Origin of the sequence: Rhizobium sp. BK049, assembly GCF_014193135.1 — a bacterium.
Taxonomy (GTDB): domain Bacteria; phylum Pseudomonadota; class Alphaproteobacteria; order Rhizobiales; family Rhizobiaceae; genus Rhizobium.
In genome coordinates, this window is sequence record NZ_JACHYV010000008.1 from 24,978 (window position 1) to 39,372 (window position 14,395).

The following is a 14,395-nucleotide window of genomic DNA, read 5'->3' on the forward strand; positions in this document are numbered from 1 at the left end:
TGCGAAAGCTATGCTGCGAATGACGACAGGAGAAATCCAGGTGCTTGGGGACCGGGGTAGAATGCGGAAATCCGTCTCGTTGATATCGATGCTGCTGGCGTTCGTCGCCCTAGCCGGGGAGGGGCATGCGGCCATTTCCTACGAACGTCTGGAGACCGCGCCGGGAGAGCGCGCCCTTACGATAAAAGGCGTGTTCGAGAGTTCCGACGATGCGATGACGCTTGTCGACGAATATACGCAGTACCAGCCGAGCTATGTCACCTTTGACTCGCCCGGCGGAAACGTGGTCGCCGCGATCAGGTTCGGCCGGGCCCTCCGCCTCCTGAATGCAAAAACGATACAGATCAGAGCCGCCGAGTGCGCGTCGGCTTGCGCCTTCGCCTTCGTCGGCGGCGTTGAAAGATTTGCCGAGCCGGGCTCTATCGGCGTGCATCGGGTTTTCCTGTCCGACGATGTTGCCATCGACAACAAATTGGCCGTCTCGACTGTTCAAGCACTGACCGGCGAGATCATCGGCTATCTCACCGACATGGGGGTAAGCCCCAACCTGCTGCAGCTCAGCCTGTCGATCGACAGCACCGATATACGGTATCTCACCGCTGCGGAAATGCGGGACTGGAATATCAACACGCCCGAGGATATGCCTTCGGCACAGGAAAGCGCGCCGCCCTCGCCAGGCGCCGCACCGCAGGAGAGCGCAACACCCGCCGACATGCCGTCAGAGCCGAGTGATTCCGAGGAGGCGGGCGCACCGGAACCCGGCGACCTGACCACGGAGGCGGTTGATTTCGCAAACCGATACAATGACGAATGGTCGAAAGACAGCGCATCGGCGTTGGCCTTCATGAAGGGCGTCTATGCCGACGAGGTCTCCTTCTTCGGAAACTCGGTCGACAAAGACGCCGTCCTGAAGGAAAAGGCAGCCTTCGCCCAACGCTGGCCGGAGCGCATCTACAGCGTCAAGCCGGGCTCGGTGACTGCCAGCTGTGCCGGAAAATGCGAAATGTCGGGAATTGTTGAATGGTTTGCCGGAAATAGGGACACGGGTAAGACGTCCTCCGGGATGGCCGAATTCTCTTACGTGTGGAACACGGCCTCCCTGCAGATCGAGTCCGAGACCGGAAAGGTGCTCGCCACGGACAAGGGGGCCAAGGCGCCGGATCGGTTGATCCATCAGTGGACAGGACTGGACGACATCTGCCGCACGAGCGTCGATCGCACTGGACCCGAAACGCTGCGGGCATGCAGACGGCGCGACGAACTCGGTCCGCTGCTCAATCGCGCCGACTGGTGCTATGGCGAAAAGGACGAAGCCGAAATAAACTGGGAGTGGCACAAATGCGATGCCAACTCCCGGAGGTACGCAGAGTAGATATTGCCGGTCCGCAGGCAATGACCGCAAAGTTCGGCAGCTTGCCTGAAGGAAGAGATCGGTGAAAACTCATCTTCCTGAGTGAGGCCGAGCATGTCGGAAGACGAGCATGCCCCATCGAATGCCGTCTCTTCGGGATCCGACGATCCCGAGAAGCCGGCGGAGCGTTACAAACTCGGCCTCTGCCTCTCGGGCGGCGGCTATCGGGCCATGCTTTTCCATGCGGGATCGCTTGTGAGGCTCAACGAGGCCGGTCTTCTGGCGAAGCTCGATTTGATCTCGTCGGTCTCGGGCGGATCCATCGCCTCCGGCCTGCTCGCCTATATCTGGCCCCGGCTGGTGTTCAAGAACGAGGTCGCCGTCAATTTCAAGACGGAATACCTGGATCGCATTCTCGCCCTCGGTCAGGTATTCGCGGATGGCCCGAGCTTCCTGAAGGGCGTGTTCAATCCCTTCTCAAGCGCGGCCGAGGAAGCCGCCAAACTATACGAGCGACATCTGTTCGACGGACGATCGCCAACCCTCAGAGATCTTCCGCGCTCGCCCTGGTTCGTATTTTGCGCCAGCAATCTCAGCACCGGTTCGCTCTTCCGGATGTCCAACCGCTATATCGCGGATTACCGGATCGGTGTGTCGTTTCGTCCGGCATTGTCGCTGGCAACCGCGGTTGCCGCTTCGGCAGCATTTCCGCCAGTGCTGTCGCCGCTGCGATTGGACCTGTCGCAGTTTTCCTGGGAAAGGCAAAAGCTCGACGACACCGTTGGCGATCCCGTTGCTCCGGAAAGGGCAATATTGAGCGACGGCGGCGTCTACGACAATCACGGCATCGAGCCCGCGCTGAAACGCTGCGACTGCCTGCTCGTCAGCGATGCCGGCGCGCCTTGGCGCTCCTCGACCCGCGGATACTGGAACTATCTCTCCCAGCTGAAGCGCGTTCTCGATACGACAGACAATCAGGTGCGGTCGTTGCGGCGCCGAGACCTGATTAGCGGCTTCAGGGCTGCAAAACAGGCCGATATGCTTGGCCTCGACGATCTCGCGAAATCGGCGCTGCGCGCAAGAACCCATGGCGTTTATTGGTCGATCGACAGCAAGGACGCCGAACTCAAACCCTACGCCTCTTACACGCTGCCGCCGTCATCGGTCGTTCCCTCCGAGATCGGCACCTACCTCCATTTCCTCGGCGCTGATGAGACGGAGCACCTGACGAATTGGGGGCACTATGTCTGCGATGCTATGCTCAACCGGTTCTATCAACCGCTGCTGGCGCCGTCCTCCGGCCCGCCGTTGGCATCCGGGACGGTGAAACCCTCCTGGGCGGCGAGGGCGAGCAAGCGCCTGTTCGACATTCTGCCGTTTTGACGAGAGCCGGAGGTGTCGGGCTACACGACCGTGCGCCATGTCTGCCAATTCAACCGGAAAGTGGCCTTATTATTCCAAGGATCGGGGGGTTACGAACCTCTCGAGATAACCGGTACCTGCCGCGATCTCGTCCCATCCGTCGAGATCGAAGTCAATGACGGCAAGCCCCGCTGTCGGGAACTTCTTCCGCATGCGTCCCACGGCATCGGCATTGCCGTCCGCCACGATAAGCGAGGCCGCATTCTCCATGCCGGGATTGTGGCCGACGATGAGCAGCGTGCGAATGCTAGGTTCGACGGCTCGGATCACATCGAGGATGCGCTCCCCCGATACCTCGTAGATATCCGCCGCTTCGCGTTCGGGGATCTTTTTCAAAAGGGCCCCGCGGACAAGCTTCCAGGTTTCCTGCGCCCGGCGGGCCGGCGAGACGAGGGCTAAATCGGGGATCAGCTTTTCGCGCCTCATATAGGTGCCGATAACGGGTGCTGCCTTGCGCCCGCGATCCGCCAATGGCCGTTCATAGTCGGACACACCGTCGGGCCAGGCGGATTTGGCGTGGCGCAGAAGGATGAGGCGGCGTTTCGGCAGCATGGTTTCGGCGTCGCTTCGTTTCGTGGTGACTCCCGGAGCATGAAGGCCGCCTGCGATACAGCTCGCAAAATAAACGGATGTCACTGGCAGGTCCAGTTGTCTCGTCTTACGTTTACGAACTTGAGCATCCCGCGGATAGGGCGTTTCGCTGCTCTTGCGATTGTTTCTCTATTTGTTCCTCAGAGGATTCTCCGGGCACTTGTTAGTGCCCGGACGGCCTCCTGTATCGGGTTGGCCATTTCTTCTGTCGGAAATGGCCAACGCTTTTGACCAGACTTGAAGTCTATTCCTTAAAACACTGAAGAACCGCAATCCTGCTCAGCTGCACCCGCTCGTCGCACCGCATGTGTCGCACTTTTCGCAGGTGCCGTTCCGCACCATCGTGAAGTTCTGGCACTCCGAGCACATGTTGCCGGTATAGCCCTGCATGATCGAGCGCTGGCGGCGTTCGGCTTCCATCTTCTTGGCTTCGGCCTTGGCCGTTGCCGCGTCGGCTGCCGCCTTGTCGGAGAAGAGGGCGGTGGCGTCGCTGGCGATTTCCTCGAGCACCTCTTCGGCAATCTCCTCGGCCAATTCCTTGGCGCGCTCCTCGTAATCGCGCTTGAAGGCGACGATCTCGGAGGTGGAGACGGCAACCGTCGGTTCCAGCTTGCGGGCAGCGGCACCTGCAAATGCTGTTACCGTGCCGGTGGAGGCGGCGCGGGCAGGGGCTGCGGTGGCCGCACCCTTGGGTTCGCCGACCTGCCGTTCGCCGCCGGTGCCGGGCACCAGCGTCGGCTTGTAGCCGCGGGTCCAGCCGGTGGAGAGCAGGTTGGTCTTGCCTTCCTGAATGCCCTTGCCGAGCGCCGTGTTCGAGAAATCCGACGTATCGACATGCGCGAGGTCATGACGGCCGAGATAGGAGACGGCCAGTTCACGGAAGACGTAGTCGAGGATCGAGGTGGCGTTCTTGATGGCATCGTTACCGATGACCATGCCGGCCGGCTCGAACTTGGTGAAGGTGAAGGCCTCGACATATTCCTCGAGCGGCACGCCATATTGCAGGCCGAGCGAGATGGCGATGGCGAAATTGTTCATCATCGCACGGAAGGCAGCCCCTTCCTTGTGCATGTCGATGAAGATCTCGCCGAGGCGGCCGTCGCCGAATTCGCCGGTTCTGAGATAGACCTTGTGTCCGCCCACGGTGGCCTTCTGGGTATAGCCCTGGCGGCGGTTCGGCAGCTTCTCGCGTTCGCGCGAAACACGCTCGATCACCCGTTCGATGATCTTCTCCGTGACGGTAACGGCTTGGGCGGCGACCGGCGCCTGCAGCAGCTCCTCCAGCGCATCCTCGTCGTTTTCATCCTCGATCAGCGAGGCATTGAGCGGCTGCGACAGCTTGGAGCCGTCACGGTAGAGGGCATTGGCCTTCAGACCGAGCTTCCAAGAGAGCATATAGGCGTTCTTGCAATCCTCGACGGTTGCCTCGTTCGGCATATTGATCGTCTTGGAAATCGCGCCCGAGATGAAGGGCTGGGCAGCCGCCATCATGCGGATATGGCTTTCCACGGAGAGGTAACGCTTGCCGATCTTGCCGCAGGGATTGGCGCAATCGAAGACCGGCAGATGCTCGGCCTTGAGAAAGGGCGCGCCTTCCAGCGTCATCGCACCACAGACATGGATGTTGGCGGCTTCGATGTCCTTCTTCGAGAAGCCCATATGGTCGAGCAGGTTGAAGCTCATGTCGGCGAGCTGCTCGTCGGAAACCTTCAGCGTGTCCTTCAGGAAGTCGGCGCCGAGCGTCCACTGATTGAAGACGAACTTGATGTCGAAGGCGCTCTTCAGCGCGGCGTTGACGGCTTCCACCTTCTCGTCGGTGAAGCCCTTGGCCTTCAGCGTCGACGGGTTGATCGCCGGCGCCTGGTTCAGGTTGCCGTGGCCGACTGCATAGGCTTCGATCTCGGCGATCTGGCTTTCCGAATAGCCGAGCGTGCGCAGCGCTTCCGGCACGGCGCGGTTGATGATCTTGAAGTAGCCGCCGCCGGCGAGCTTCTTGAACTTGACGAGGGCGAAGTCAGGCTCGATGCCCGTCGTGTCGCAATCCATGACGAGGCCGATCGTGCCCGTGGGGGCGATGACCGAAACCTGGGCATTGCGGTAGCCGTGCTTTTCGCCGAGTTCGAGCGCCTTGTCCCAGGCCGATTTGGCATGGGCGGCGAGATCCTGGTCGGGGTTTTCCGAATGGATCAGCGCGACCGGATCGATCGACAGCGCCTCATAGCCGGAGGTTTCGCCGTAAGCGGCGCGGCGATGGTTGCGGATGACCCTGAGCATGCTCTCGCGGTTCGGCGCGAAATTCGGGAACGGGCCGAGCTCGCCGGCCATTTCAGCCGAGGTCGCATAGCAGACGCCGGTCATGATCGCCGTCAGCGAACCGGCGATGGCACGGGCCTCAGCGGAGTCGTAGGGGATGCCCGACGACATCAGCAGGCCGCCGATATTGGCGTAGCCGAGGCCGAGCGTGCGGTATTCGTAGGAGAGTTCGGCAATGCGCTTCGACGGGAACTGCGCCATCAAGACCGAGATTTCGAGCACGACGGTCCACAGGCGAACGGCATGTTCGTAGTCGCCGATATTGATGCGCTTGGTGGCCTTGTCCTTGAACTGCAAGAGGTTCAGCGAAGCGAGGTTGCAGGCCGTGTCGTCGAGGAACATGTATTCCGAGCACGGGTTCGAGCCGCGGATCGGGCCGCCGGCCGGCGAGGTGTGCCAGTCGTTCATCGTCGTGTTGAAATGGATGCCCGGATCGGCCGAAGCCCAGGCGGCATAGGAAATCGTTTCCCAGAGGTCGCGCGCCTTCAGCGTCTTCATGACCTTGCCGTCCTTGCGGGCGGTCAGCTTCCATTCGCCGTCGTTCTCGACGGCGCGCAGGAAGTCGTCCTTGATCGAGACGGAGTTGTTGGAGTTCTGGCCCGATACCGTCAGATAGGCTTCCGAATCCCAGTCCGTGTCGTAGGTCTTGAATTCGAGATCCTTGTAGCCTTGGCGGGCGAACTGGATGACGCGCTGGACGTAGTTCTCCGGAACCTGATCCTTCTTGGCGGCGCGGATCTCGCGCTTCAGGGCAGGGTTCTTGGCCGGGTCGAAGCAATCGCCGTTGTCGCCTTCGCAATTGAAGCAGGCCTTCATAATCGCCTTCAGGTGCCTGGCGACGATCTTGGAGCCGGTGACGAGAGCCGCAACCTTCTGCTCTTCCTTGACCTTCCAGTTGATGTATTCCTCGATATCGGGATGGTCGATGTCGACGACCACCATCTTGGCGGCGCGGCGGGTCGTGCCGCCCGATTTGATGGCGCCGGCGGCGCGGTCGCCGATCTTCAGGAAGCTCATCAGGCCGGAGGAGCGGCCGCCGCCGGAAAGCTTCTCGCCTTCGCCGCGCAGCATGGAGAAGTTGGAGCCGGTGCCGGAGCCGTATTTGAACAGGCGCGCTTCACGCACCCAGAGGTCCATGATGCCGCCTTCGTTGACGAGATCGTCCTCGACCGACTGGATGAAGCAGGCATGCGGCTGCGGGTGTTCGTAGGCGGACTTGGACTTGGTCAGCTTGCCGGTGAAGGGGTCGACATAGAAATGGCCCTGGCCGGGGCCGTCGATGCCATAGGCCCAGTGCAGGCCGGTGTTGAACCACTGCGGCGAGTTCGGAGCGACCCGCTGGGTGGCGAGCATATAGGCAAGCTCGTCCTTGAAGGCGGCAGCATCTTCTTCCGAAGAGAAATAGCCGCCCTTCCAGCCCCAATAGGTCCAGGTGCCGGCGAGGCGATCGAAGACCTGGCGCGCATCGATTTCGGAGCCGGTCTGCTCCTCCTTGGGCAGGGTCTTCAGCGCCGCATCATCGGGAACGGAGCGCCACAGGAAGGAAGGAACGTCATTCTCCTCGACCTTCTTCAGCCGAGTGGGGACGCCGGCCTTGCGGAAATACTTCTGCGCCAGAACGTCGGTCGCGACCTGGGAGAACTGCGCAGGCACGTCGATATTCTCGAGGCGGAAGACGATTGACCCATCCGGGTTCTTGATCTCGCTCGTCGCCTTACGGAATTCGATATCCGCATAGGCGCCTTGGCCGGCCTTCGTGAAACGACGTTCGATGCGCATAGTCTTGACCTCGCGTTGGCGCCCGTCCCCAGGGCGCAAATTTCCTATCCGGCGGCACATTGTCGTCGTGCAGCCAGTCTCGTTTCCGTATCGTGACAGGGGTGTCATCCGGAGATGTCCTTCCTGTATCTTGTGGTGATGGTGGCTGCAAACACTAAATATAGTATTAACAGCTTATTATCGCCAGCCCCGATGTCACTTTTTTTGGAGGCAGAAAACCGCGCAGAAATCCTCTCTGGCTTAGGCCGGTTCCGGCACAACAGCCTGATTCTGCGTCTTGTTTTTCAAAGGGAACCGGGCTCGTACCTCCGGTCCTGTCGCCGCCGCAACATCAGGAACAGTAAAGTTTGAAACCGCTGATTCCGTCAAGGGCTGGTTTTTAATTGAATGGTAACCACAACATCTTGTGGACGCGCCTGTGGAGATTGGGGAAAGCCAGGGAGCGCTGAAAATACAATGACTTGCGGACGTTACCGGCTAAGGAAAGTGCCGCAGCGGCAAAAAAGTGTCCTGCGGCAAATCTTGTGATGGCATTTCCGGCGCAAATGAGCTTGCCGATTCGCTGAGGAAATCAGCGCTGTCTAAAGTGCGCCGAGGATGACGGCGCAATGCGGGTTTGCGGCGATCAGCGCGCGCCAGCGCCCTTGGCGATCGGTTCCTGGTAGGTGAAGCCCATGTCCCAGGGGAAATAGATCCAGGTGTCCTGGCTGACCTCGGTGATGAAGGTGTCGACGGTCGGCACACCCTTCGGCTTGGCGTAGACGCAGGCGAAATGCGCCTTCGGCAGCATGGTGCGAACCTGCGCCGCGGTTTTGCCGGTATCCGTCAGATCGTCGACGACCAGCACGCCTTCGCCGCCGTTTTCGGCAAGCTCGGGCGCAATTCCCTTGAGCAGCACCATGTCGCCCTGATTCACATAGTCATGATAGGAGGCGATGCAGACTGTCTCGATCAGCCGGATGTTCAGTTCCCGGGAGATGATCGCGGCCGGCACCAGGCCGCCGCGGGTGATGCAGACGATCGCCTTGAAGGCTTGATCGAGGCCGGCAAGCCGCCAGGCAAGGGCGCGCGCATCGCGGTGGAATTGATCCCAGGAAACGGGAAAGGCTTTATCGGGAAGGGACATCGGGCTGCTCCGCGGCATGAATAGAGACGAAACGCCGTTGACCGGCGACCGGACGGCTTCAGCGGCAAAACACAAATCGCGCAGCCGGAACTGCGCGAGATCGCGAGCTGCTGCGCGAGGCATGGCCGGGGCTCGAAGCCTTCATCGGTCGCAGCAATTAGCGGGATTTGCCGGTAAAACGCAAGAGGAGCCGCTCATCGCGACAACAGGGTCAGCGCCGTCATTGATTGCAGCAGGCTCTTCGTCGTGCCGCCGAAGATCGCCTGCCAAAGCCGGGAATGGGTATAGGCGCCCATGACGAGAAGATCGATGCTGCTGTCCGACAGCCGGTTTTCGATGACATGCGAGGTATTCCTGTCGACGCTGTGGCCCGTCGCGAGCGTCGTCTTCACGCTATGGCGTGCAAGTGCGGCGGCGATCTCGGCGCCTGATGTGAGCGGCGACTGCAGAGCGGTATCGGCCCGGTCGACCGAAAAAATCTCCACTTCCTCGGCCGCTTTCAGGAAGGGCAGCGCATCGAAGGTCGCGCGCGCCGCCTCCTTCGAGCCGTTCCAGGCGATCAGCACGCGCTTGATCGGCTTCGGCTGGCGGATGACGTAAGGGATCATCAGCACCGGCCGGCCGGCTTCGAAGAGGAAGCCGTCGACGTCGACATGGCTGTCGGAGGGGTTGGCCGGGTCGGCCTGCGATGCGATCAGAAGATCGGCGCTGCGGGCGCTTTCGATCAGCGGTGCGGAACCGTAGCCGGTGGAGGTGGCAAAGCTGCGCCATTCCGAGGAGGCGTCGGCGGCCTGCGCTTTGGCGCGAAAGATGCGTTCCACGGCGACCGTTTCACTATGCGCCATATCCTGCAGCGCCTGGACGGCGACGGGATCGGGAATTTCCATCGGCGCCACCAGCGGCACGGCCGGTATGGTTTCGGCATGCAGGCCGATCACGTGAGCACCGTCTTCGGCGGCAACGGCAAAGGCAAAATCGGCAACGGCGGCGCTATTGTCTGCCGTATCGAGAATGGCGAGAATAGTTTTGTAAGACATATCAATTCTCCTTGCGCTGAAATGACGTGCGCGAGGGACGGAATGCACCAGACCGTTCTCCCGTTCTTCCTTGACGAGGATCAAGTCCGGCTTCTCATGCCTCGGCGGAATGGTTTTCTGCGATCTCCTTGTTCCGGCGGATGGCGTCGATCATCGCGTGGACCTCGGCGCCGGCCGCATCGATTGCCGCCTGCGTGCGGCCGCGCACGACGATCTCGGTCGAGAATTTCTGGCCGATATAACGCGGGTAGGAACCGATGCTGGTATCCGGATGCGCTTTCTGGATCGCGGCAAGGGGCGTGCCGATATCACCTTCGCCATAAGGGCAGGCGATGGCGAGCGAGAGAACCGGCGTGCCGGTCCGAAGCGTCGGCAGCACATTGTCGACCATCGCCTGAAAGACCTGCGGCACGCCGGCCATGACATAGACATTGCCGATGATGAAGCCGGGTGCCGTCGACACCGGATTGGGGATATGGGCGGCACCCCGCGGCATGCGGGCCATGCGCTGGCGCGCCTCGGTGAATTCCATCTCGCGGCGACGGTACATATCGGCCAGCAGCGTCATCGCCGCTTCGTCATATTCGCAGGGCAGGCCGAAAGCTTTGGCGATCGCATCGGCGGTGATGTCGTCATGCGTCGGCCCGATGCCGCCCGAGGTGAAGACGTAGTCATAGCGAGCGCGAAGCGCATTCAGCGCCTCGACGATCGCCTGCTCGTCGTCGGCGACGATTCGCACTTCCTTGAGATCTATGCCTGACAGGGTGAGCAGATCGGCGAGGTGGCCGATATTCTTGTCCTTGGTGCGGCCGGAAAGGAGTTCGTCGCCGATGGCGAGCATGGCGGCGGTGACGACGGTGTCATGGCTCATAGGATGTTCCGTGATGTGAGGCTGGTCAATAGGTAGCGCCCTCAGGCTGCTTTGCAAACACGCGCGCGTAATGCCGAAAAGGATGAGCGATTTCGGACGATACCATGCTCTTTAGAACGAGCCGATGCGTCACTTTCGCGCCAAATCAGAACCGCAAGCGAATTTTCGTCTACGCACGTTGAACACTGAGTTCTCCCGCGCAGGGCTACCTTCGGCCCTGGGCGCTGGTAGAAATCCGCCGGTTACGAAATTCCCCGCTGTTTCAAGGAAAATGGAAGATGGCGAAAGTTCTCGTTCTTTATTACTCGGCCTATGGCCATATCGAAACCATGGCCTATGCCGTTGCTGAAGGCGCGAGGTCGGCTGGTGCCGACGTCACCGTCAAGCGCGTCCCGGAACTGGTACCGGAAGAGGTCGCCAAGGCCTCTCACTACAAGATCGACCAGGCCGCGCCGATCGCCACCGTCGATGAACTGACGGATTATGACGCAATCATCGTCGGCGCCGGCACCCGCTTCGGCACGGTCGCCTCGCAGATGCGCAATTTCTGGGACCAGACGGGCGGCCTTTGGTTCACCGGCAAGCTCGTCGGCAAAATCGGTTCGGTCTTCACCTCTTCGGCGACCCAGCATGGCGGCCAGGAATCGACCATCCTCGGCTTCATCCCCACCTTCCTGCACCAGGGCATGGTCGTCGCCGGTCTGCCTTACGCCTTCCAGGGCCAGATGGGCACTGAGGAAGTCAAGGGCGGCTCGCCTTACGGCGCCTCCACCATCACCAACGGCGACGGTTCGCGCCAGCCTTCCGAGATCGAACTCGAAGGCGCCAAATACCAGGGCGCCCATGTCGCCCGGCTCGCTGCCAAGCTCGCTTGATCTCGATGCGTAAATGATGAAGGCGCGATGGGCGTGAGCCCGCCGCGCCTTTTCAGTTTCTCGGGCCAGACGAAACGAGCGGCGCCGACAGTCACTTTCGCGTTAAAATACCTGCCCATTCATTCCGTGGCGCTGCCGGCAGAGCCAATATTATTTTTACGCCCCACGGCTCTTCCCATCGCCCATGACGCAAGATATTGAAAACGCCGCAAGCGGGCGTGGCGAAACTGGTAGACGCAAGGGACTTAAAATCCCTCGGCCTTAGGCTATACGGGTTCGATCCCCGTCGCCCGCACCAGCCTACGCTCTGTGAGCTTCGGCTCGGCGAGCCGAAGAGAGCAGCCAAGCGAAGTTTGTCGCGCCGTAGTTCCGTCAGGAACGAAGGCGGACCGGTTCGATAATGCCCCGGTTAGCTGCAACAATCGTTATGATCCTGTTGGAATATGCCTGTATCTTGCGCGTAAGAGCGCGTTATTGCTTGACAATGACATTTTCGGTGCAAGGATTGCGCCGCGGCGGTAGAGTAAGTGTTGTCTTGTGGGAGTAAGACGATGGTTTACGATTGGAGCGGGACCAGGGTTCGGCGCGTCCGGATCTTCAGGACGAGCGTCGCATTTATTCTTGCAACTGTTGTGGCTGTGATACCGCTGTTTTTCTGGGCAACGGATTTGCCGGGTTTCTGATCCGCAATAGTCAGCGTTCTGTGAAAGGCAGGCTGTTTGGAGCTCTGCTCTCGCGCCATCTGTTGATCACCCAGCCGGCAGCGAGGCCGAGGGCAGCGCCCATGGCCTTGATGCCTGCGTCATGCAGGCGCGGATGGCGGGTCGGCGCGAAATACTGCAGATATTCGATGGCGACCGCCCCAATGATCAGCAGCACGGTCACCAGTTTCCACTGCTTCGGATAGGCGAGCGCAAAGGCAAGGCCGAGCAGAACATAGGCGGTGCCGCGGTCCGCATCGACCGTCGTCACCGTGTCCGGTCTCAGCCCGATCGGCGAAACCGTGACAAACAGGATGAGGGCGAGCAGCAGCCAGGCGAGCGGTCTTGCGAATTTGAAGATCATCATCGCTCCATATAAGTGGCAGGCCTTTCCATTGACAGTTAAAATCAGTTCATCTGCCGCCGATTTTGCAATTGGCTTAAGAAAGGCTCTATGGGCTGAGCCGGCCGGTCATTCAACCTTTCCTTTAGCCGCCGGCCTGTGCCATAGCGGCGGTGACCAATCATGAGAATGGACCACGCCCGTGACGAGACTTGACGTCGAAAGCGCCGAAGAGGCAATGCGCAGCCTCTTTCCGGCAACGCCGCTGCAGCTCAATGACCATCTCTCGGCCCGCTACGGTGCCGATATTTGGCTGAAGCGCGAGGATCTGTCGCCGGTGCGCTCCTATAAGATCCGCGGCGCCTTCAATTTTTTCCGCAAGGCGATCGGGCAGGGGGCGGCCGGCAAAACCTTCGTCTGTGCCTCGGCCGGCAACCACGCCCAAGGCTTTGCCTATGTCTGCCGTCATTTCGGCGTGCCGGGCGTCGTCTTCATGCCGGTGACGACGCCGCAGCAGAAAATCGAGAAGACCCGCATGTTCGGCGCTGAATTCATCACTATCCGGCTGTTCGGCGACTTTTTCGATCAGTGCTATCAGGCGGCGCGCGAGCATGTCGAGGCGGTCGGCGGCGTCATGGTGCCGCCCTTCGACCATGCCGATATCATCGAGGGGCAGGCGACGGTCGCTGCCGAGATCATGCAGCAGCTGCCCGAGGGAACCGTGCCCGATATGGTGGTTCTGCCCGTCGGCGGCGGTGGACTGGCCGCCGGCATCACCGGTTATCTCGAGGGCATCGTGCCGAAATCGGCCTTCGTCTTCGCCGAACCGGCCGGTGCGCCAAGCCTCAGGCGCAGCATCGAGGCAGGCAAGGTGACGACGCTTGCCAAGGTCGACAATTTCGTTGACGGCGCAGCGGTCGCCCGCATCGGCGACCTGAATTTCGCCGCCCTTCGCGATTTTCCGGCAAGCCAAGTGCAGCTGATGCCGGAAAACGCCATCTGCGTCACCATCCAGGAGATGCTGAACGTCGAGGGCGTCGTGCTGGAGCCGGCGGGCGCCCTGTCGCTGACGGCAATCGCCGCGATGGACGCCCAACCGATCCGCGGCAAGACCATCGTCGCCGTCGTCTCCGGCGGCAATTTCGATTTCGAGCGCCTGCCTGACGTAAAGGAAAGAGCCATGCGTTACGCAGGGCTGAAGAAATACTTTATCCTCAGGCTGGCCCAACGTCCGGGAGCGCTCCGGGATTTCCTCAATCTGCTCGGCCCCGACGACGATATCGCCCGCTTCGAATATCTGAAAAAATCGGCGCGCAACTTCGGCTCCATCCTGATCGGCATCGAAACCAAGGCGCCTGAGAATTTTGCCCGACTGGTTGCAAATTTCGAAGCTTCCGGCATGGGTTACGAGGATATCACCGAAAACGAGATCCTCGCTAACCTGATCATTTGACTTGGCGATCGGAAGGGCGTCGTGCTAGAGACACGACATGGCTTCGTTCATTTCAAATCTCTTTTCGATGTTCTCCGGCGGCGGCAAACCGGCCGGTGAGGCGGCAGCCCCGTCCGGCGAGCCGCAGCTTTATGGCGATTGCACGATCTATGCGGAGCCGCGCAAGGAGGGCAGTCAGTATCGCCTTGCCGGCCGTATCGAAAAGAAGGTCGGCGACGAGGTGCTGGTGCGCAATTTCATCCGCGCCGATATGTTTTCCTCCTCCGACGATGCGATCGAATGCACGGTTCGCAAGGCTCAGCAGATTATCGATCAGCATGGTTCGTCGCTCTTCGGTGACGGCGAGAAGGTTCGTCAGGTCTGAAATCGATCCCGATCAATCGGAATCGGCCGCAGCCCGGAAATCCCGTTGCTTTTCAACACCGTGACTTGCGCTCTAGAAGGAAGCAGGTTTGCATACGTAATCTTAAAGGATTGCGGTGAAAGCTATTGCCTGCAGGATTTGCAGGGCTGCCCTCGTGTTCCACTTTTTC

11 protein-coding genes and 1 tRNA gene are annotated in these 14,395 nt (G+C 60.6%); 6 read left to right on the forward strand and 6 right to left on the reverse strand.

All coding sequences use genetic code 11. The features are described from left to right. Positions 1-61 precede the first annotated feature (61 nt). Both FHT70_RS10550 and FHT70_RS10555 read left to right on the forward strand, forming a co-directional pair. Positions 62-1,372 (forward strand): hypothetical protein, encoded by a 1,311-nt coding sequence (locus FHT70_RS10550; protein ID WP_246721805.1) that lies wholly within the window; start codon positions 62-64, stop codon positions 1,370-1,372. A gap of 93 nt (positions 1,373-1,465) precedes the next feature. Further along, positions 1,466-2,734, forward strand: a complete 1,269-nt coding sequence (locus FHT70_RS10555; RefSeq protein WP_183700827.1) for a patatin-like phospholipase family protein — start codon at positions 1,466-1,468, stop codon at positions 2,732-2,734. Positions 2,735-2,803: 69 nt separating this feature from the next. Here FHT70_RS10555 and FHT70_RS10560 read toward each other — a convergent pair whose 3' ends face one another. From FHT70_RS10560 to FHT70_RS10580, 5 genes are all read right to left on the reverse strand, one after another. Continuing rightward, on the reverse strand, positions 2,804-3,325 hold the full coding sequence (locus tag FHT70_RS10560) for a histidine phosphatase family protein (protein ID WP_183700829.1): 522 nt from the start codon (positions 3,323-3,325) through the stop codon (positions 2,804-2,806). 318 nt (positions 3,326-3,643) lie between these two features. Beyond that, complete coding sequence (locus FHT70_RS10565) at positions 3,644-7,456, reverse strand: vitamin B12-dependent ribonucleotide reductase (RefSeq protein WP_183700831.1); 3,813 nt, start codon at positions 7,454-7,456, stop codon at positions 3,644-3,646. A 625-nt stretch (positions 7,457-8,081) separates the two neighbouring features. Further along, complete coding sequence (gene gpt, locus FHT70_RS10570) at positions 8,082-8,582, reverse strand: xanthine phosphoribosyltransferase (protein WP_183700832.1); 501 nt, start codon at positions 8,580-8,582, stop codon at positions 8,082-8,084. A 194-nt stretch (positions 8,583-8,776) separates the two neighbouring features. After that, positions 8,777-9,619 carry a universal stress protein gene (locus FHT70_RS10575; protein ID WP_183700834.1) on the reverse strand — a complete coding sequence of 281 codons (843 nt, stop codon included), beginning with the start codon at positions 9,617-9,619 and terminating at the stop codon, positions 8,777-8,779. A gap of 94 nt (positions 9,620-9,713) precedes the next feature. After that, positions 9,714-10,490 carry a competence/damage-inducible protein A gene (locus FHT70_RS10580; RefSeq protein WP_183700836.1) on the reverse strand — a complete coding sequence of 259 codons (777 nt, stop codon included), beginning with the start codon at positions 10,488-10,490 and terminating at the stop codon, positions 9,714-9,716. Between the two features lie 278 nt (positions 10,491-10,768). Between FHT70_RS10580 and wrbA the strand changes: the two genes are divergently transcribed. Both wrbA and FHT70_RS10590 read left to right on the forward strand, forming a co-directional pair. After that, positions 10,769-11,365: an NAD(P)H:quinone oxidoreductase type IV gene (gene wrbA / locus FHT70_RS10585; protein WP_085777878.1), complete on the forward strand. Its 597-nt coding sequence runs from the start codon at positions 10,769-10,771 to the stop codon at positions 11,363-11,365. A gap of 212 nt (positions 11,366-11,577) precedes the next feature. Beyond that, positions 11,578-11,663: transfer RNA gene (locus tag FHT70_RS10590), tRNA-Leu, on the forward strand. Between the two features lie 395 nt (positions 11,664-12,058). Here the strand turns inward: FHT70_RS10590 and FHT70_RS10595 are convergent. After that, positions 12,059-12,433: a VanZ family protein gene (locus FHT70_RS10595; RefSeq protein WP_183700838.1), complete on the reverse strand. Its 375-nt coding sequence runs from the start codon at positions 12,431-12,433 to the stop codon at positions 12,059-12,061. A gap of 178 nt (positions 12,434-12,611) precedes the next feature. On the opposite strand from FHT70_RS10595, the gene ilvA reads away from it, so the two are divergent. Further along, positions 12,612-13,862 (forward strand): threonine ammonia-lyase, encoded by a 1,251-nt coding sequence (ilvA, locus tag FHT70_RS10600; protein ID WP_183700840.1) that lies wholly within the window; start codon positions 12,612-12,614, stop codon positions 13,860-13,862. Between the two features lie 37 nt (positions 13,863-13,899). Then, on the forward strand, positions 13,900-14,226 hold the full coding sequence (locus FHT70_RS10605; RefSeq protein WP_183700842.1) for an HlyU family transcriptional regulator: 327 nt from the start codon (positions 13,900-13,902) through the stop codon (positions 14,224-14,226). Positions 14,227-14,395: the final 169 nt, after the last annotated feature.